19 protein-coding genes and 1 pseudogene are annotated in these 17,223 nt (G+C 57.4%); 10 read left to right on the top strand and 10 right to left on the bottom strand.

Going from position 1 to position 17,223, the window contains the following annotated elements:
- Window positions 1-76: 76 nt before the first annotated feature.
- Together N2599_RS23830 and N2599_RS23825 are read right to left on the bottom strand one after the other, a co-directional pair.
- Window positions 77-2,017 (bottom strand): multicopper oxidase domain-containing protein, encoded by a 1,941-nt coding sequence (locus N2599_RS23830; RefSeq protein WP_027512507.1) that lies wholly within the window; start codon window positions 2,015-2,017, stop codon window positions 77-79.
- Window positions 2,018-2,054: 37 nt separating this feature from the next.
- Window positions 2,055-2,588, bottom strand: coding sequence for a DUF4142 domain-containing protein (locus N2599_RS23825; protein ID WP_027512506.1), 534 nt, complete (start codon window positions 2,586-2,588; stop codon window positions 2,055-2,057).
- A 319-nt stretch (window positions 2,589-2,907) separates the two neighbouring features.
- Between N2599_RS23825 and N2599_RS23820 the strand changes: the two genes are divergently transcribed.
- From N2599_RS23820 to N2599_RS23805, 4 genes and pseudogenes are all read left to right on the top strand, one after another.
- A complete protein-coding gene (locus tag N2599_RS23820) occupies window positions 2,908-3,126 on the top strand; it encodes a hypothetical protein (protein ID WP_027512505.1) in 219 nt (72 codons plus the stop codon).
- Between the two features lie 75 nt (window positions 3,127-3,201).
- A complete protein-coding gene (locus tag N2599_RS23815) occupies window positions 3,202-3,507 on the top strand; it encodes a hypothetical protein (protein ID WP_027512504.1) in 306 nt (101 codons plus the stop codon).
- 721 nt (window positions 3,508-4,228) lie between these two features.
- Complete coding sequence (locus N2599_RS23810; protein ID WP_027512502.1) at window positions 4,229-4,522, top strand: hypothetical protein; 294 nt, start codon at window positions 4,229-4,231, stop codon at window positions 4,520-4,522.
- Window positions 4,523-4,616: 94 nt separating this feature from the next.
- Window positions 4,617-4,813: pseudogene (locus N2599_RS23805) on the top strand (hypothetical protein).
- Between the two features lie 877 nt (window positions 4,814-5,690).
- Here N2599_RS23805 and N2599_RS23795 read toward each other — a convergent pair.
- The gene (locus N2599_RS23795; RefSeq protein WP_027512500.1) at window positions 5,691-6,653 is read right to left on the bottom strand and encodes a TIGR03885 family FMN-dependent LLM class oxidoreductase; all 963 of its coding nucleotides are present in this window, start codon (window positions 6,651-6,653) and stop codon (window positions 5,691-5,693) included.
- Complete coding sequence (locus N2599_RS23790; RefSeq protein ID WP_027512499.1) at window positions 6,653-8,290, bottom strand: alpha-amylase family protein; 1,638 nt, start codon at window positions 8,288-8,290, stop codon at window positions 6,653-6,655. Before N2599_RS23790 ends, N2599_RS23795 begins: the two co-directional genes overlap by 1 nt.
- A gap of 258 nt (window positions 8,291-8,548) precedes the next feature.
- On the opposite strand from N2599_RS23790, the gene N2599_RS23785 reads away from it, so the two are divergent.
- The 3 genes from N2599_RS23785 (at window position 8,549) to N2599_RS23775 (ending at window position 10,947) form a co-directional block, all read left to right on the top strand.
- Window positions 8,549-9,355, top strand: coding sequence for a nucleotidyltransferase family protein (locus tag N2599_RS23785; protein ID WP_027512498.1), 807 nt, complete (start codon window positions 8,549-8,551; stop codon window positions 9,353-9,355).
- A gap of 13 nt (window positions 9,356-9,368) precedes the next feature.
- Window positions 9,369-10,091, top strand: a complete 723-nt coding sequence (locus N2599_RS23780; RefSeq protein WP_027512497.1) for a metallophosphoesterase family protein — start codon at window positions 9,369-9,371, stop codon at window positions 10,089-10,091.
- Between the two features lie 184 nt (window positions 10,092-10,275).
- Window positions 10,276-10,947, top strand: a complete 672-nt coding sequence (locus N2599_RS23775; protein ID WP_037143181.1) for a dienelactone hydrolase family protein — start codon at window positions 10,276-10,278, stop codon at window positions 10,945-10,947.
- A 56-nt stretch (window positions 10,948-11,003) separates the two neighbouring features.
- Here the strand turns inward: N2599_RS23775 and N2599_RS23770 are convergent, their stop codons facing one another.
- A complete protein-coding gene (locus tag N2599_RS23770; protein ID WP_244915012.1) occupies window positions 11,004-11,549 on the bottom strand; it encodes a sigma-70 family RNA polymerase sigma factor in 546 nt (181 codons plus the stop codon).
- A 380-nt stretch (window positions 11,550-11,929) separates the two neighbouring features.
- Here N2599_RS23770 and N2599_RS23765 point away from each other — a divergent pair, with 380 nt between their 5' ends.
- On the top strand, window positions 11,930-12,169 hold the full coding sequence (locus tag N2599_RS23765; RefSeq protein ID WP_027512495.1) for a DUF6894 family protein: 240 nt from the start codon (window positions 11,930-11,932) through the stop codon (window positions 12,167-12,169).
- On the opposite strand, the gene N2599_RS23760 is transcribed toward N2599_RS23765, so the two are convergent.
- Complete coding sequence (locus tag N2599_RS23760) at window positions 12,153-12,896, bottom strand: Crp/Fnr family transcriptional regulator (RefSeq protein WP_027512494.1); 744 nt, start codon at window positions 12,894-12,896, stop codon at window positions 12,153-12,155. The genes N2599_RS23765 and N2599_RS23760 overlap by 17 nt on opposite strands.
- A gap of 394 nt (window positions 12,897-13,290) precedes the next feature.
- Window positions 13,291-13,638, bottom strand: coding sequence for a hypothetical protein (locus N2599_RS23755; RefSeq protein WP_027512493.1), 348 nt, complete (start codon window positions 13,636-13,638; stop codon window positions 13,291-13,293).
- A gap of 422 nt (window positions 13,639-14,060) precedes the next feature.
- Here N2599_RS23755 and N2599_RS23750 point away from each other — a divergent pair, with 422 nt between their 5' ends.
- A complete protein-coding gene (locus N2599_RS23750; protein WP_156915331.1) occupies window positions 14,061-14,225 on the top strand; it encodes a hypothetical protein in 165 nt (54 codons plus the stop codon).
- On the opposite strand, the gene N2599_RS23745 is transcribed toward N2599_RS23750, so the two are convergent.
- The 3 genes from N2599_RS23745 to N2599_RS23735 all read right to left on the bottom strand — a co-directional run bounded on the left by N2599_RS23745 (window position 14,222) and on the right by N2599_RS23735 (window position 16,115).
- Entirely contained in the window at window positions 14,222-14,677 is a 456-nt protein-coding gene (locus tag N2599_RS23745; RefSeq protein ID WP_143534238.1) for a cytochrome P450, read from the bottom strand. The genes N2599_RS23750 and N2599_RS23745 overlap by 4 nt on opposite strands.
- A gap of 2 nt (window positions 14,678-14,679) precedes the next feature.
- Window positions 14,680-14,889 carry a hypothetical protein gene (locus N2599_RS23740; protein ID WP_027512491.1) on the bottom strand — a complete coding sequence of 70 codons (210 nt, stop codon included), beginning with the start codon at window positions 14,887-14,889 and terminating at the stop codon, window positions 14,680-14,682.
- A 281-nt stretch (window positions 14,890-15,170) separates the two neighbouring features.
- Window positions 15,171-16,115: an NADP-dependent oxidoreductase gene (locus N2599_RS23735; protein ID WP_375714145.1), complete on the bottom strand. Its 945-nt coding sequence runs from the start codon at window positions 16,113-16,115 to the stop codon at window positions 15,171-15,173.
- 246 nt (window positions 16,116-16,361) lie between these two features.
- On the opposite strand from N2599_RS23735, the gene N2599_RS23730 reads away from it, so the two are divergent.
- The gene (locus N2599_RS23730; RefSeq protein ID WP_027512490.1) at window positions 16,362-17,216 is read left to right on the top strand and encodes a glucose 1-dehydrogenase; all 855 of its coding nucleotides are present in this window, start codon (window positions 16,362-16,364) and stop codon (window positions 17,214-17,216) included.
- Window positions 17,217-17,223: the final 7 nt, after the last annotated feature.

Here is a 17,223-nt window from a genome sequence, read left to right as displayed (position 1 = left end):
CCGCTCGGAAATTCCGTTTCAACCGCCTTTGGCCTGGACACAGATGAAGAGGAGAGAATGAGATGTAACGAGCCTCTCATCCATACCTGCCTTCCGCAACCTCAATGATGACCATCAAACCACCGCCGCCGTCCGTCTCGACGTTGTTGTTCGTCGTGTGATGCGAGATATGGCAGTGGATCAGCCACTTCCCTGGGTTTCGCGCAATCCAAAGAACATCATACCGTTGGCCCGGCGCGATGTTGACCGTATCGGCGAGGTACCTTGCCGATGGCGCCAACGTCTCACCGTCGATCGCGACGACTTCGAAAGGGCCGCCGTGGATGTGCATCGGGTGTATCGCTGTCGTGTTGGATCCGATGAACCGCACTTTCAGAGTCTGGCCGACCTTCATGCGGACCGTTTCCGTGGCTGGATACGATTTGCCATTGATCGTGAAATAGTTGGGAAGCGCCCCTTCCATCGGCATGGACGGGAAGGTGAGCCAACCCCGCTTGATCCACTCCTGAAGCTGGACCACGTATTCAAGGTCGGCGGGGAAGGCGTCGGCCGGATTCTTCGAGTCGATGATAAGCGCTCCGTAGAGGCCGAGCGCCTGCTGGCGGTCGACGTGGTCGTGCGTGTGATAGAAATACGTGCCGTGCTGGCCGACAGTGTATTCGTACGAGAAGGTCCGTCCTGGTTCCACGGGCTCTTGAGTGATCGTCGCCGGTCCATCCATTTCGTTCGGGAGGATCAGACCGTGCCAATGCACTGTGGTGCTTTCGGGCAGGTCGTTCTTGACATTGATACGAACTCGGTCGCCTTCGGTCACGCGTAGCGTCGGTCCTGGAACCTGGTTGTTATAGGCGTAAGCTTCCACCGTGACGTCTGGCAGGATCGTCCATCGGATAACGGAGGCCGTGAGGTCGAACACTTTCACGCCGCCTTCCATCCGGGGCTGCAGGATAGAGCCGCCGCTGGCGCCGGCAGGCGCGTCGAAGCTGATGTCGCGCGGGTCGACGGCCGCCATGTCCTTCATGGCGTCTGCCGGCGTATCGAAGGTCATGATCATCCCAGGCGCCATGATCGACCTTCCGACGTCGTGGGCACTGAGGCCCATGTTGACCAATGTAAACGGATACGCGTAGCCGCCAACCAGCATGATCAGGGTGAAGCCCGCCATCGTCGCGAGCTGGGTCCGGGTGGGCGCGAGAGCCGAGGGCAGCTTCCTTCCGTGCTGGTGGCTCCCATGCGACGCAGGTGACCGGCGAGACGTGTGCTGAGCGTGTCGCGCTTCCGACCCATGGCCCATACTCATGGCGGGATGCTCCGAAGGCTCCTCGCCGGCGGCATCTTCGTTTCGATCGCCGCCGCGCGCCGTCATCAATCCATGCTTCAGCCCTTTGAAGACCAGCCAGACGTTGAAGGGATAGGCGGCCGCAAACCCGATTCCTATCCCGAGGGCCATGACGCCCCAAAAGAGCATCTCTCCCGGCCACATGGCGCGCATGTCGCGACCCATCATCAGGATCGCCATGACCGGCGCCATTCCGGCCATCATGGCGTTCATGCTGATGAATTCGGGCATGAAAGAACCGCGAACGTTTTGCCAGTAGCTTCCGCCCATCATGTTCTTCATGAAGAGCGCCTGAAACACGAACAGGCCGACGGCGAAACCTGCAATGTATTCGACGATGATGTCCAGCCACATCGGCAGGCCGGCAACGGCGGTGATCACCGCGGCAATGATGATGCCGGTCGCATCGCCGGCGACGCAGTGGATAGTGCTGCCGATCCCCTGCTTCCAGAGCGGTCTTACGAACTCTTCGTGGGTGTAGGGCCGGGGTTCCTTGTCCGTAAGCACGTAGAGCAGAAGGCCGACCGGACCGAGGTAGAGCGTGACGAGGATGAAACCCCACTTCATCACGGCCGGCTCGGGGTTGTTTCGGAACTGGTCCCAAGCGACATAGGCGGTGCTTAGAGCCGCGAGGAGAAACCAGGCAACAAGAAGATAGTCGACGGGTTGGATGAACAAGGACAATTCTCTGCCTCCGGCAGCGAGCAGGCATCCACTATTTGTTGAAACTCTGCGCCATTTGAAGATGGTGCTCCAACGCCGGCAGCATCTTCGCTGCCCAGGCCTTCAGCTCGTCATTGTCGCCTTCCTCGCCATACCGTTTGAACAGGTCGACTGCACCTTCGTGAGCGGACATTTGGTCGGAATGATACTGCTTTGTGAAAGCTTCGCCCTGAAGGCCTTTTAGCTGGTCGAGCGTACCCCTTCGAGAGGATGTCATCGCGGTCGGGAGCGCGGCCTTAATTTTGCCGCCTGTCACAAGACCTTTCAATTTCTCGCTGGTCTTTTGATGATCTGTGATCATTTGCTGCGCGAAGGCCTTCGTCGCATTGTCAGTTCGCTCCATGGCGAGCTTACTGGACTGGATTTCGAACATGTCGCCCGTTGCGGCCTCCTGGATGAAATCTTCGGTCTTTGGCGGCACGCCAATCAAAGTGTCAACACCGATTTTTTCGGCCGCTAATTGGCTGAAGGCCGGTGTCGTGAGAGCCAGTCCTATTCCGACAGCTGTGAGAATAAATTTCTTCATCGTGTTCTCGCCGCTTCACTGGTCGATTAAAATTACAGACCCGTCAAACATCACAGCGCTTCAAATGTTCCCTCAACATCATGAGCCGATTGCGCTCCAGTTGGAAGGAACAGCAGCAGCCGGCCGCAACCGCCACCAGAGTTACGGCTTCGTATTTCGCCGGCAATGAGGTCCAAGCTTCGCCATTCCAGAAACTCGAGTATGAGGAGATACTGCGGGGACCTTGTCCAAATCCGTCGACTCAATGTTGCCCTTTTCTCCGCCTCGTCGAGGGCACAAAAGGCTCGTTTGCGAGTTCTCTAATCGAGAGGAGGCTGACATGACAGATAAGAAGCTCACTGATGGTCTGAATGACAGACCGAGAAACGCGCCGATCGGCCAGAGTGCCGAAGGTTTTCCCGATGACAGCGCTCAGCCAGTCGAGACCGATGAAATGATGGTCGAGGCCACAAAACGAAAGCTCCCTGATACGCCGCGGGAGAAGCTTCTGAAGGAAGTAAAGCAGCAGCACGACGCATCGCGGCTGGGTTCGGAATGAACTTTGGCTGCCGTTATAGGCAACGGCAATATTTGAGGAAGGCAGAAAGAACTGAGAGATCAGGAGACGGATTCAATGGCAGACGACAGCGTTAGAACAATCACCGCTACTTTTCAGACCCGCGCGGCAGCGGACCTTGCCATAGAACGCCTCGCGCAGCAGCATCACATCGCACGCGCTGATATTTTCGTGCAGCCGAAGGAGAAACGCAATTCTTCTGGGACCGCGCCTTCAGGCGGTGATGCTTCCCATTCGGACGGCCGCGTCCATGCGGCGCTGAGAGGGGAGATCGAAGTCTCGGCGGACCTGAAGCAGGAAGATATAGCCAGGGCTGAGGCCGCTTTTCGCGAAGCTGGCGCAACAAGTTTGGCGACTCGATAGCCAGAACCTCAAAATCACTCGACCATCGTGGAGCCATCGTTCGTGTGGCGACATTTCGATGTCAGGTAACCAGGATGTTGTACTGCCATGGGAAGCGGCAGCTTGCTGGCGGATCGTTCAAAGGAACATCGCCTTTCCTGAATAGATAGTACTTATGGAGGGTAACATCAGCAGGAATGACGACATGAAGAACCAAGAACCGAAACACGCCAAGAAGGAAGATATCGATGCCGTACCCCATAGCACGCCATACGCCGCGGAAAACATCTGTCGCCGGTGTAGTGGGACCGGTAGGTCGGCGGCGAGACATGCGCGGAATGTGACAGAACGGGAAAGGTGCTGACGCCATCGTCAGCGCGGGTTCAGAACGTCCCGCAAATGTCCTCTTGGCAGACGCTAGCGGCCTTCGATCGCGTGGGCGCTGGAGCGCGGCATGCAGCAAGAGAAGGAAAATAGCTGCATCAGCCGTCTTTGCTCATTGATCGTATTGAAGCGTCCGCGGGCCTCGCGAAACAGACTCGATCGCTGTGGCAAATCATTCTTGGAACATCAATCTTTGTGCGTCGTTTGCCAATTTATATCCCTCAAAGGCAAAGCCGACAGGGAAGAGAGTCATACAAGTGTCGTCGATCGAGACGTCAAACAGAGCCTCATGAGCGCAAAGCGCCAATCCGACGCCAAGTTCACGGCTTGAGGCTGTTTTTTTGCCAGGAGGAAATTAATGCAAAAGCCACCTGATAAAGACGATGTGGTGGAAGGTCGGCAAAACATGAGACCACCCGAAATGGATCTGGAGCCGATACCGACCGACACGAAGCTTGAGGACCAAGGTAGCAGCGGTTTGGACGATCCCTCCGACACCTTGCACGATCCATCCCCGCACGAGCGTTCCGCGGGTTTCAAAAGGTCGGACCGCAAGGGCTCTCGCCAAGAGGCGGAGGAGCGAGTCGAGGGACTACCCGATACCAGCCTCGATGAGCGAAGCATCGTCTCAACACCGCCCGCGTTGGATTAAGTTCGGTTGAGTGCATAGCGGCCGAAGGTGAAGCAATCGGAACAATTGCCCGACTGCCGTGTTCGTTCCGCAACGAAAGGAGCATGTTATGGCAATCAAGAAGCCGAGAGATGGCACGCCAGGCATGACGGATCAGTCGCCACGCTGGGAGGCCCTCCCGCAACAAAGCCCTCCGGATATCTGCCGGCCAAGGATAACCCTGAACGCGACCGCGACGCGCATGGCGAAAATTTGAACGATCCTAAGGTCAGGAAAGTGTCTGACGCTTTCAAGACTAAGAAGAATCGGTAGCGGCTGCACCGCGGTGAATGAAAAAGCCGGATCGCACTTTTCTCCGGCTTTCGTCGCAAGAACCAGTCAACTAGTCGGCGCTAGCCTTTTGCTAATCCAAAACGCGGGAATCTCACGTGTCCCTGGATCAGCGCACCTCTCAGAAAGCCGAGGAAACGGAATATCCGCGGGAGGTTCCTGCGGAAAGGACCCAACAGCAAATGGATGCTCACGAGAAGGAGGACACTCGCTCTTTTCTTCGCGGCCAAGCGCGAGATGGAAGGAGACCCCAAGTTCGATGCCTCGCAGCGCATTCCGATCGCCCAGACGAGCTTGCAGGTGCATGGGATGATGCGCTGGCTTCCGACCGGCCGGAGGTGCCGCCGCTGCCGCCCCACATCCGCTTTGAGCAGGTGCGCAACATATCCTCGGCCCTTCTCGAGGGAGATCCTCATGAACGCCGAGTCATTGGCGGCACAGTCCGCCAACTCGTCAGCGCCTTGATGCCGTCGAAAACGTGACGGTCGGTCAATAAACGGCCCCCGAACCTTCGGATGCTCTCCGCGCTGTTGACGAACCCTCACTCGACCTATCATTATTTCGCAACAGGGGTTCCGTCATTTGAAAAAAAAGAGTTTGTGACCCTAACTCACTTCGCGGGCCGTCACCTGAGTAGGATGTAACGGACGACCTCTGGACTGCCGCCTTTTGCTCTTTCAGCGACGGCGGTCTTGCTACCGCAACCCCGGACGGGTGCGCGGCGGGCGACGAGGGCGAGGCGTAGTCGATCTCCGGGAACCAGACGTAGATCTGAAGCAGCTGAGCCGCGCCGGGATAGCAGGCCAGACCGCAGGCGCGGACACAGCCTTGCGTTAGAAGGCGTGTCCAGATGAAATCCTCAGGACAGTGCAGATAGCAGCTGAGCAAACGCCTTTATGAATTCGCGCTGATTTCTGCCGACGTTGTGAACGTATATCTTTTCAAAGCCGATCGCCGCGTCTTCCTCAATCCATGCCCTGTGCTGTCCGATATCGGAGGCGATCCTCACATACCGGTGCATGTCTTCCGGCCGAACATTTACGCACGCTTCGTCGAACTCTTTAGGCGAGCGCAATGTTTCGGCCATGGCTGCCGTAACCGCATTGCTGCGCCACTGATCGAAGGCATTCAGCAAAGCATTTTCCTCCGTCGCCGCGTAGGAAATATGAGCCTGCAGATAGAGCGGCTTTCCCTCGCCACCGCCGCGGCGGAAGGCATCGATGATTTCGACGATTTTTTCGCGTGGCTGATTGATAGTGATCAACCCGTCGGCCCATCCTCCTGCCCACTCGGCAGTCTTGGTTGAGAGTGCGCCGGCGATGATCAGCGGCGGCGGATCGGGAAGCGCATAAAGCTTCGCTTCGTCGACCTTTACCGGTTCAGTGCTGCTGACTGTCTCGCCAGACCAGAGAGCTCGAATGATCTCCACGCCAGCGATTAGCCGCGCGTTTCTTTCGGCTTTGGAAGGCCAGCGATCGCCTACGACATGTTCGTTCAACGCCTGGCCGCTTCCAACGGCCATCCACGGAAACCGGTTCGGAAAAAGTTGCGCCAGCGTGGCTGCCGCTTGGGCTGTTATCACCGGATGGTATCGCCAGCCTGACGGGACCGTGATCAGACCAAAAGGCAGCTTTGTAAGTTGCATCGCTGCACCAAGCCATGTCCAGACAAACGCGGACTGACCTTGCCGTTCACTCCACGGCGCAAGGTGGTCGGACGACATGATGCTGTTAAAACCTGCCTGCTCGGCAAGACAGACATAGTCGATCAGTTCGCGCGGGGTAAATTGCTCTTGAGATGCATGGTATCCGACGTGAACCATCAGCTCTCTTCCGAACTCAGCCAAAGATACCCGTAAGGGGCCATCTTCAGGCGAAGCTTCATCGAGGCGTCATATTCTGCCCTGCCAATCAGATCAGTAAGCCTCTTGCAACACACTGCGTCGAGTTCTGCTTCAGCTGTGACTTCCCGGCTCGAGAGGTTGTGGGCGACGAGAAGAAGAGAACCGGCATCTTCAAAGCCGTGAATTGATACCGCCGGGTCGCTGGCATTCAGCCTGACGAAACGCCCGCTGCTGAAGATCGGACGTTTGCGCCGCAACGCGATCAGGCGTTTGATGTGACTGTATAGGGATCGAGGGTTCTTTTGCTGGTCTGCCACATTGACGTGCTCGTAGGAAAACGGGCCGCTGGAAACCGGACGCTGAACGAGATCTCCGACATTCGCCTTTGAAAATCCTGCGTTCTTTTCAGCAGACCACTGCATCGGAACGCGAACTGAATTCCGGCCTGGTTGCGATAAGTCTTCACCAAGTCCTATTTCGTCGCCGTAGACGAAAAGCGGCGGTCCCCGCATGGACATGATAAGGCTGAATGCAAGCTCTATGCGCCGTTGGTCGCCCTTCAGCATAGGCGCGAGCCGCCGGCGGATGCCACGACCAAAGACCTGCATACGCTCCTCAGGCGCGAAGACCTTGAAGACCTGCTCCTTCAATTCTGCCGGCACGCGCGAAAAATCAAAGTCATCGAGGTTTCTGAGGAAGTTCGCCCATCCGCAAAAAGGCGGCGGCTCGGGCAGAAGGCTCAATGCTTCGTGGATCGGACCGGCATCCTCCTTCGCCATGGCTGCGAAGATGTAGCAGGCCAGCATGAAGTTGAACAGCAAGCCGAGCTGTTCGCCCTCCCCGAAAAACCGTCCCATTCCCTCTGGTTCGAGGTTGACTTCACCCAGCAGGACGCCGCCAGGCCGCCGCTTTTGCAGATAGGTTCCGATATCCCGCAGAACACCGTGTGGATCACGCGGATTGGCTCGCTCCAAACCGTTGTCGCCTATGATCAGAGGGGCAGCGTCCAGGCGAAAGCCGCTGACGCCGAAGGCCAGCCAGTAGTCGACCACGCGCTCGATCTCCTGGCGAACCTGGGGGTTTGCGATATTGAGTTCAGGCTGGAAGTGATAGAACTTGTGGAAGTAGTAGGCCCTGGCGACTTCGTCGTAGCTCCAGACGCTGGTTTCCTCGCCGGGAAAAATCGAAGTCGCTCCAGCCTCAACCGACGGTGGATCACGACTCCAGACATAGTAGTCACGAAAGCGCGTCTTGTCATCGCGCCGCGCCGCTTCGAACCACGGATGCTCGTTTGAAGTATGATTGACGACGAGATCGATGATCACCCTGATGCCGTGCTCGCCGGCCCCGTGGAGAAAATTGAGGAAGTCGGTCCGCGTGCCGACTTTCGGATTGATGGCGTAAAAATCACTGACGTCGTAGCCGTTGTCCCGATCAGGGCTGCCGTAGAAAGGCAACAGCCAAATGCAGGTCACGCCGAGGTCGTTGAGATATGATAGCCGTTGCGTCAGCCCGATGAAATCGCCGATGCCGTCGCCATTTCCATCCGCAAATTTCTCGACATCGATGCCGTAGATGACCGCGTCGATGTACCATGGAGTTTTTAGCTCGGGCATGCAGGTTCCTTTCCGAACTCACAGGCCTCCCTGCCACGCCATGCCGGAGCTCTCATCGCCTTTCCTCGTCACCGCACATGCCTTGCAACAAACGTCATCGGAAAATGTTCCGAGAGTTCTGATTCCGTCAGCCGCGCCTCACTACATGACAAGTCCGCCATCGACTGCGTATTGGCTCCTTCATCGTCAGCCGAAGATGGAACTTAGTAACAGGCTGCGTGTTCCCGGTATCATCAATGATTTTTGGAAGGCGTCGGAATGACTTCCTGCACACAAGGCGCGCGCGCTGCCGCCTCCTCTCGAATGGAGGCAAAAGCCGTGCCGAAGCTGGCCGATCGTGATGCGGAGGTATTCATCGCGCAAGCTGTGAGAGAGCTGGTCGCATCAGGAATTCCCTTTCTAGTGGCGGGAACCTACGCCGTCAGCGCCTATACCGGCATTTCACGCTCCACCAAGGATCTCGACATTTTTTGCAAGGCCGGCGACTACGCGCGCATTCTGGCGCACTTCAAGGCACAAGGCTATGCTGTCGAGATTGAGGACGATCGATGGTTAGGAAAGGTCTTCAAAGGCCGGCATTTCTTCGATGTCATTTTCGCATCGTCCAATGGGACGATGCCGGTTAGCGATCAGTGGTTCGAAAAAGCACGGCGGATCGAGCTGAATGGGAGCCATGTCTCAATCATCGCACCAACGGAACTGATCTGGTCGAAGTGTTTCATACAGCAGCGGGATCGCTATGACGGCGCAGACGTCGCACACGTTATCCTCAGGGCGCACGACCAGATCGACTGGCACAAGCTGCTCGGATATTTGGAGGTGCACTGGGAGGTCCTTCTGATCCATCTGCTGAACTTTCGCTGGATATACCCTGCCGAGCGGGACAAGGTGCCCTTGTGGCTTCTCGACGAACTCCTTGACCGGCTTGCCGCACAGCGCGAACTCCCGCTGCCACAGACAAAGATCTGCCGCGGTCGCATGTACTCGCATAGCGATTTCGAAATCGACGTCAAGGAATGGGGGTTTGCCGACGTTGGCGGTGACGGAGAGGCGCGCAGCGAATGACCGGAGCTGCCCGATGAACAAAACCAATGGAAAACTAACCGTCGCAGCCGTCGCGGATCTTCATGTAAGGGAAGACACCGCGAGCTCCTATCGCGACCTTTTTTCCGAGATTTCAGGTGCGGCCGATGTGCTCGTGATCGCCGGCGATCTGACGGATCTCGGCAAACCAAAGGAAGCGGAGTTATTAGCAGCCGATCTCAGGAGTTGCGCGGTACCTGTTGTCGCAGTCCTCGGCAACCACGACCATGAAAGCGGCTTTGCGGACGATGTGTGTTCCATATTGCTGGAAGCGGGCGTCCACCTTCTCAATGGGCAGGCAACGGAAATCGACGGCGTCGGTTTCGTCGGCGCCAAGGGTTTCGCAGGCGGCTTTGGCAGATATATGCTCAGTTCGTTCGGAGAAGCGGCGATCAAGGCCATGGTTGCCGAGAGTGTCGACGAGGCCATGCGTCTTGAAAACGCGATGCGTCAGGTGCGCGCCCAGCGAGCTCTGGTTGTTCTGCACTATGCGCCGATCGCCGAAACGGTGATCGGTGAGCCTCCGGAAATCTACCCGTTCCTCGGCTCTTCACGCCTTGCAGAAACAATAGATCGCTTTCATGTCGATGCAGTCGTCCATGGCCATGCCCACCGCGGCACCTATGAAGGCCGCACACCTGGCGGAGCGCCGGTTTTCAATGTCGCGGCCGATGTCGAAAAGCCGACGGGTAAGCCTTACGCCCTGCTGCAGGTCTAGGCGACGGACAGTACCCCCTGCCGACGTCCGCGAGCGCCACATCGACAAGTGAAGCCGGCGACATACGAGGCCAATACCGATCGAACTGCGCCTCGCCGGCAGGATTTCTTCCATTCATGGAAACCATCGCGGCCGATTTCAGTTGTGCTTTTATAGGAACGCAAGGACACAACGGGATAGACGCATGGCCGAAATGCCTTTTCCAGAGCGCAACGAGGAGGTGCGGATCGAACCGGAGGGCCTCGACGGTCTTTTGGGCATACCTGACGGGGCAACGGGGATCGTTATATTTGCTCACGGGAGCGGGAGCGGCCGACTCAGCCCGCGGAACAACCACGTTGCTGCGGCGCTTCGAAGGGCCGGACTAGGCACTTTTTTACTTGACTTGTTGACGCAGAACGAAGAACGCGACAGACGCAACGTCTTCGATATCGATCTTCTTGCATCGCGGCTGACATTGGCAACAGGCTGGATCGGAGACAACCCGCGAACTTCCGGTCTCGTGCCCGGCTATTTCGGCGCGAGTACCGGCGCGGCTGCGGCTTTGACGGCCGCCTCACATTTGGGTTCGAGCATTGCGGCAGTCGTCTCGCGCGGCGGCCGGCCCGATCTGGCTATTGATGTCTTGCCAGATGTGCGCGCACCCACTCTGCTTCTGGTCGGAAGTCTCGACGGGCCGGTGATCGAAATGAATCAACGGGCGTATGATGCGCTGAAAACCGAGAAGCAGCTTTTTATCATCCAAGGCGCGAGCCATCTTTTTGAAGAACCCGGTACCCTCGATGAAGTGGTCCGGCACGCTGCGGATTGGTTCAATGCGCATCTTCGCCCGCCAACGCCGCCGCAACAAGGATGACATTTTTGGATTGGCGCTGAAAAAACCAATGCCCCAGCCGTTGCGCCAAAGGAAACTTAAGACTTTCTTATCGGTGATCCTCGCGTATCTGGAGAGACATTTGCGCCGTTGAGGCGGGCAGCGAGATGACCGCGTGCGCGATTGACACGGCTTTTTATCGTACCGATCTCACAGCCGCAGAGACCGGCTGTTTCCTCGTAACTTAGCCCCCAAGCAACGTAGATAAGAGCCTTTCGGTGTTTTACAGGGAGGTTCTTCAGGGCCGCCCGGACGTCGTTCGCAAACAGCGCCATTTCCTGATTCGAGTTAACGGGCACGTCTAAGCTGGCCAGATCATCGACCGAGCCGATAGGCGAACGCTTCCGGGATTTGCACTGCGTGAGGAAAGTGTTGCGCATGATGGTAAACAGCCACGATTTCATGGCGTCGGGGCCGCGAGGCTCGAATCGGTCTACGTGCGCCAGTGCTTTGGCGACAGCCTCCTGTACGAGATCATCAATGTCACTCCCATTGTGAACAAATTGGCGAGCGAAGGCTCGAAGTGCCGGAACAAGGGAAACAATTTGCTCTTGTGGCGTGGGCCGAATGGGTTGTGAATTCACGGTTTCATTCTCCATTTGGTAATTGGAAAATGATCGATGAAAAAATGTGTTCCGATCGACACGGAGTTTGTGCGAAAGCGCACACTGCCCTGAAATTCTGATTATTATGCATCCGTCGCCCGTCTTAAACGCGGCGCAATACCATCTCCATTTTGGCGCTGGATTAAAATCACTCTGCTCCATCGCTCCAGGCGATACGAGGAACGAAGGTCCCGTAGAAATACGGGAAACGCGTCCGTGCTAACGCAGGTACCCGTTAAGGCGGCTGGACAAGCGCGCAGCCCGATCTCGGCCGGCCAGAAAAAACAGCACGCACCGCTTTTTTGAGACAGCGTCATGAGTCAAACTCTCACTTCGCTCAATGCGAAAAGGAGCCGGCAGTGCCGCGATTCTACTTTAATCTTGTCACGGGCTCGGGCGTCGTCGTCGATCCTGAGGGCACAGAGCTTGCAACCCTCGACGAAGCGAGGTCGGAGGCGATTTTTGATGCACGCACGCTCATGAGCGAGGCTGTGCTGCGCGGCCGTGACATTTCCGACCAGCAAATTCACATATGCGACGATGCGGGAACGCTGCTGGCTATCGTCGGTTTTGGAGACGCGATCAGGCGGTGCGAATGAAGGGGCCAGCCTTGATTGGAATTCCGATCAAACGTTCGTACTCTGCTTCAGGCAGGCCATAGCACCCGCCAGCGATTTCTTCGAGCTTTTCCCGGCTGAGAACACGGACGTTGCCGCGGGTCGCGGTGATAGCGTGGATACCTTCAAGGATATGCAATTCGTTGGTGACACCCGAACGCCGGACACCAAGCATCAACGCCAGGAACTCGTGGGTGAGCGGCAAATCGGCCCGGCCAAGGCGATCATGCGACATCAACAGCCAGCGGGCAAGTCGCTCCTGTATACTATACCGGCCATTCGCCAAAGCGGAGTGCGCAAGCTGCACCTCGGCCGAATGAACGTAGCGTAAGAGGAGGTCGCGTGTCGGCTTGTCCCTATCAACCACCTGCAGCAAGATGTCAACAGGAACGGCAATCCCTGATCCAGCAACCTGCATGAAAGTGCGGTGCGGAGTGCTGTCGGCCATGAGCAAAACATGGTAACCGCCCAGGCCTTCACGTCCGACATGGCCGACTTCGACCTTCTCGTCATCCACACTAGTCGCCACGATCGAGGCCAATCCGTCCTCGATGAAGTAGACGTAGCTGCTCGGCTCATTGGCCTCCGTAAGAACATACCTTATCGGAAGATCGACAGCCTCCATAGCGGGTCGAAGGGCCTCGAAGGACTCAAGTGATAAAACGCTAAGGAGCCTGTTTCTCACCGTCGATTGGTTAAATGGCGGCATTGTCTCTCCAATCGGCGGGCAACCTCGGCCCATACCAGAGCGCCACGATCAAGGAATCTGCTCGTTTATGCGTCAAAGCTGTGCGCGATTCCAGAATGCCTGGAGCCTCTGTACGGTTTTGACATTTCTCCGAAATCGGTCGACGTGGCCGAAATAGCCCGGGAGGGGTAGCGCCGCGTTCGTCTGTGGCTTTCAGACGCCAGGAAACTGCCGCATCTCTTCCGGCGGCGGCGTCCATAGGCCTGCCATCCGTTCAAGGCCGTCGCGGTTTCCTGGGAGGCCAAGAGGCTGTTGCGCGGGTCTGACTGAAACCATGCGCTCTTTCTTGCGGCTTGGAAAGCCTAATCGCCACCGGCGGCCGGGCGCGCAAGTGGCATTGGGAGACACGAAGACGCTATCGACTTGGATAAAGCCAGGTAAGAAGCGCAATCCCGATGGCGATCGACGCCATTATGACGATGAAGACGCGTAGCCATCCGGTCGCAACGGTTTGCGGTGTGGCACGGTTCGTCCCAGGCTCGCGCATGGCCACGTCGTAATCCTCCTGTCGATCGACCGGATCTGCCCGCTGTGTCCGCCGGGCAATCTCGATTTCTTTGGCTGTCATCGGTGTGCCGGCAGCTTCCCCATCGGTCTCCATAGGTGCAAGTGCCGGATCGAAGCCAGGCTTTATGTCGCCGGTTAATCCTTTCTGAATATCGCCACGGACCTGCGGGGCGGTCGCTTTCTTTTCTTCCCTCATCGCAAGCCTCCTCATCGATTGCGCGGCGCCTGGATGGCAGCGAAACCATGAGAGGCTGGCTTCATATGCGCCGAGAGCGGATTGGCAAAGATCGCGGCCATCCGCCTTGAGGCATCGCAAGGCTCTCGATGTAGCGGTGAAATGCCTCGGTAGAACGGAGCTCTTCGGCGCCGCGTTCGTTGTCTTCAAACATGAGGAATAAGGAAATGTTCCCGATTTCTGATGTCGGCCCCAAAGCAGGCGGGCTATTCGCCGAAACATGGAAAATGCGACAGGAAACACGCCCAAGGGCGGCAAGAGCGGTTCCTGTCGCATTTCGTGCCACAGGAGGCCTATCCCCTCTAGGGCGCAGGCGGATAACGCGAACCACGAAGAGGGAAGGTCAGCCGCGTATCCGACGGTTGAACACTGAAAAGGATTTTATGTTCCCGTTCGGAAACGTACAGTTTGCGCTGCTTGCACTGCGCCTGCCGTCCACCGCCGATGTGGATGCCTCCCTGGCCGATCAGGTAGCCCGGACCCCGCGGATGAAGAAGCCGCTCTTCGGCAGCGCCGGTATCTGGGCCAGATCGATGCTGAGATCCTAAAGCGGGATCTCATACTGTATTCTGCCGCACAGTAACCTCGCCGCCTCCTTCAGGATCGCAATCGTCAGCCACTCACCGGGGCAACGATGATTGTCTTCAAATTTGCCGGCTCCCTGAGCCAAGTAGGTGTAGGGATCGCCCTTCCAGGTCAGAAAACGCTCCGGCCTAAAGCTGTTCGGATCTTCCCAGCTGGCAGCATGATGATTGGTGCCGTAGAGATCGAGAATAAGCCACGGCCCGACCATGAAGGAGTGAGGTTTCCAGTCGAACTCTTCTACGACCTTTCCGCCAATCACCGGAAAGAAGGGATAGAAGCGGCGGACCTCGAGAACGAAGCTTTCAACGTCCTTGTCCATGCCAGCCTGGATCTTCTCCGCCCAATCCGGCCGCTCGTGGAGCGCAAGCGCCGTAAAGACGATGAACCGATCGATAGCCACCATTGGTCTCAGCACATTCAATAGCTCCACGGCAGCGACAGCGGGACCAAGCTCTTCGCCATCCACGTCTCGATGGTGGCGATGATAGAAAGCGCGTCGCCGTCGTCCAACGGCAATTGCCCTTCTCTCGCAAGCTCGACAATCGAACGCGCCCAGGCTTCACTTCGATTGCGAAGATGGCGCGCACGCCAATTCGCTGGTCCGAAACTGCCGACGTCGTCGACCATCGCGCCAAAATATCTCTGCTGCCTCCGCACCGCGCATGCAGATGACCGGCGTCAGCATGATGCGCGTGCTGAAGGCGTCGCCCCTGTGTGCGTCGCAAATGCGCGAGATGTACGTATAGCCGTCGCGAAGAAAGGAAACGGAGCTCTCTAGTGCAACATGCGGAATGCCGTCCGCCGCTGTTTGGTGTGTCTGCGCTTTCCACATATTGACGTTCCTTCCTTACCTCTTCGCGCTCCTGACAACACTTGCCGGCCTGAACAGTGCCCAATTTAGATATGGATCAGCCGAGCACCCTGAGAACGATTTTGCCTCGAACCTGCGGTTCCTTCAGCGCTTGATGTGCCTCCGCTGCCTGATGGAGATCGTAGATCCGATCAATCACGACCTTCACCTTGCCCTGATCAATCAACGTGGCAATCTCTTGCAATTGAGCGCCGTTGGGCTGCGCGGTGTAGCGGCCGGCACGGATGTTCTGCTTTTTGGCCCGTTCGGCGTCAGGCTCCGACAGCGTTGAAATCAGGGCGCCACCGGATTTTACGACGCTGAAGCTGCGCTCCTGTGTTTCGCCACCAACCAGATCGAAGACGACATCGACAGGCTCCACCATGTCCTCGAAGCGCTCGTTTCTGTAATCGACGACCTGATCGGCCCCAAGCTGCTTTGCAAAGTCCTTGTCGGCGGCGGACACAGTCGTTGCCACCCATGCGCCCTTCGCCTTGGCGAATTGTATCGCGAAATGCCCAACGCCGCCTGCACCACCATGAATGAGGACACGCTGGCCTGTGCTGAGATTGCCAAGCTCGAAGAGCCCTTGCCAGGCTGTGATCCCCGCCAATGGCACGGCCGCCGCGGTGATAGGATCGAGCGACTTGGGTTTCATGGCAACTTCACTGGACTTTGCGACCGTGAATTCCTCATATCCGCCATGGCCGGGAGACAGGAACGCAAAGACCTCGTCGCCCATGAGGAAGCTTGACACCTCATCGCCAAGATCGGTGATTTCACCGCAGACGTCCCGGCCAAGGACATAGGGAGCTCCCTCTCCGTTACGGGAGGATATTTGCCTTCCCTCACCTTCACGTCGACGGGATTCACGCTCGCGGCGAGAACTTTGATCACGACTTCGTTGCCCGCCGGAAATGGTTCGTCGATGGTTTCGACTTTCATCACCTCCGGCCCGCCGAAGCGGTGAATTCGAACGGCTTGCATGGGAGCGTCCTTTCAAACGTTTTTCAGCATCATCGCCGGCTGCCTCTAACGGCCTTTGGGCATACAAGTCTCTTCGCCCGGCGAACTTTCGGGGAAGCCAAAGGTTCCCTTCAAAGATCCACTCGTCGGGCAGTCCCAAGCGGCGACCTTGACCTGGGGACAGACTGGGCTGCCGGGTCTGCCGTTCACTTCACATCCGCTCATTTCGGAACTTTTAGGCGTTGCAAATGTTCGAGCTGCATCGGACAAAGAGGAAAATCAGATGCCAAGCTACCCTACGTCGTTCCCGCCACAGCAGCAGCCGATGCCAGGCCTAACGCGACCCATGTATCCGGCCCCGGATCATGGCGAACAGTCCTACAGGGGTTCTGGCCGTCTACTCGAAAAAAAAGCGATCATTACGGGCGCGGACAGCGGGATCGGCAGGGCTGTTGCGATCGCCTTTGCGCGCGAAGGCGCAGATGTCCTGATCTCATATCTGAACGAGGACGAGGACGCGCGAGAAACGCAGCGCTGGGTCGAAAAAGCGGGCCGCAAAGCCGTCATCGTTCCCGGCGATATTCAGTCCTCGAAGCACTGCCGCACGATCATCGAGCGCGCTGCCAGCGAATTTGGCGGCATCGACATCTTGGTGAACAATGCGGCGCATCAGGCGACATTCTCCGACATTGCCGAGATTTCCGACGACGAATGGGACCTGACCTTTAAGGTCAATATTCACGCAATGTTTTACCTGACCAAAGCGGCTGTGGCGCACATGAAACCCGGCGGCGCGATTATCAATACCGCGTCAGTCAATGCAGACATGCCTAACCCCTCGCTGCTGCCCTATGCGACGACGAAAGGCGCCATACAGAATTTTACCGCAGGGCTAGCCCAGCTGCTGGCGGAAAAAGGCATCCGGGTCAACGCCGTTGCTCCTGGACCGATTTGGACACCTCTTATTCCATCGACGATGTCGCCGGAAGCCGTTGAGACGTTCGGCCAGCAGGTGCCAATGAAACGTGCCGGTCAACCTGCCGAACTCGCGACAACCTATGTAATGCTTGCCGATCCGCTCTCAAGCTACGTCTCGGGGGCGACCGTCGCTGTGACGGGCGGTAAGCCGCTGATCTGAGACGGGC

This window comes from Rhizobium sullae (assembly GCF_025200715.1).
Classification (GTDB): Bacteria; Pseudomonadota; Alphaproteobacteria; order Rhizobiales; family Rhizobiaceae; genus Rhizobium; species Rhizobium sullae.
The sequence above is the reverse complement of the archived record's forward strand: the minus strand, read 5'-3'. Positions and strand labels throughout refer to the sequence as shown.

Coding starts and splice junctions, on each gene's coding strand:
- N2599_RS23750 (WP_156915331.1), top strand. CDS start 14,061: ATGTTCCCGTTCGGAAACGTACAGTTTGCGCTGCTTGCACTGCGCCTG.
- N2599_RS23820 (WP_027512505.1), top strand. CDS start 2,908: ATGACAGATAAGAAGCTCACTGATGGTCTGAATGACAGACCGAGAAAC.
- N2599_RS23785 (WP_027512498.1), top strand. CDS start 8,549: ATGACTTCCTGCACACAAGGCGCGCGCGCTGCCGCCTCCTCTCGAATG.
- N2599_RS23755 (WP_027512493.1), bottom strand. CDS start 13,638: ATGAGGGAAGAAAAGAAAGCGACCGCCCCGCAGGTCCGTGGCGATATT.
- N2599_RS23815 (WP_027512504.1), top strand. CDS start 3,202: ATGGCAGACGACAGCGTTAGAACAATCACCGCTACTTTTCAGACCCGC.
- N2599_RS23780 (WP_027512497.1), top strand. CDS start 9,369: ATGAACAAAACCAATGGAAAACTAACCGTCGCAGCCGTCGCGGATCTT.
- N2599_RS23775 (WP_037143181.1), top strand. CDS start 10,276: ATGGCCGAAATGCCTTTTCCAGAGCGCAACGAGGAGGTGCGGATCGAA.
- N2599_RS23825 (WP_027512506.1), bottom strand. CDS start 2,588: ATGAAGAAATTTATTCTCACAGCTGTCGGAATAGGACTGGCTCTCACG.
- N2599_RS23740 (WP_027512491.1), bottom strand. CDS start 14,889: ATGGTCGACGACGTCGGCAGTTTCGGACCAGCGAATTGGCGTGCGCGC.
- N2599_RS23760 (WP_027512494.1), bottom strand. CDS start 12,896: ATGCCGCCATTTAACCAATCGACGGTGAGAAACAGGCTCCTTAGCGTT.
- N2599_RS23790 (WP_027512499.1), bottom strand. CDS start 8,290: ATGCCCGAGCTAAAAACTCCATGGTACATCGACGCGGTCATCTACGGC.
- N2599_RS23730 (WP_027512490.1), top strand. CDS start 16,362: ATGCCAAGCTACCCTACGTCGTTCCCGCCACAGCAGCAGCCGATGCCA.
- N2599_RS23810 (WP_027512502.1), top strand. CDS start 4,229: ATGCAAAAGCCACCTGATAAAGACGATGTGGTGGAAGGTCGGCAAAAC.
- N2599_RS23795 (WP_027512500.1), bottom strand. CDS start 6,653: ATGGTTCACGTCGGATACCATGCATCTCAAGAGCAATTTACCCCGCGC.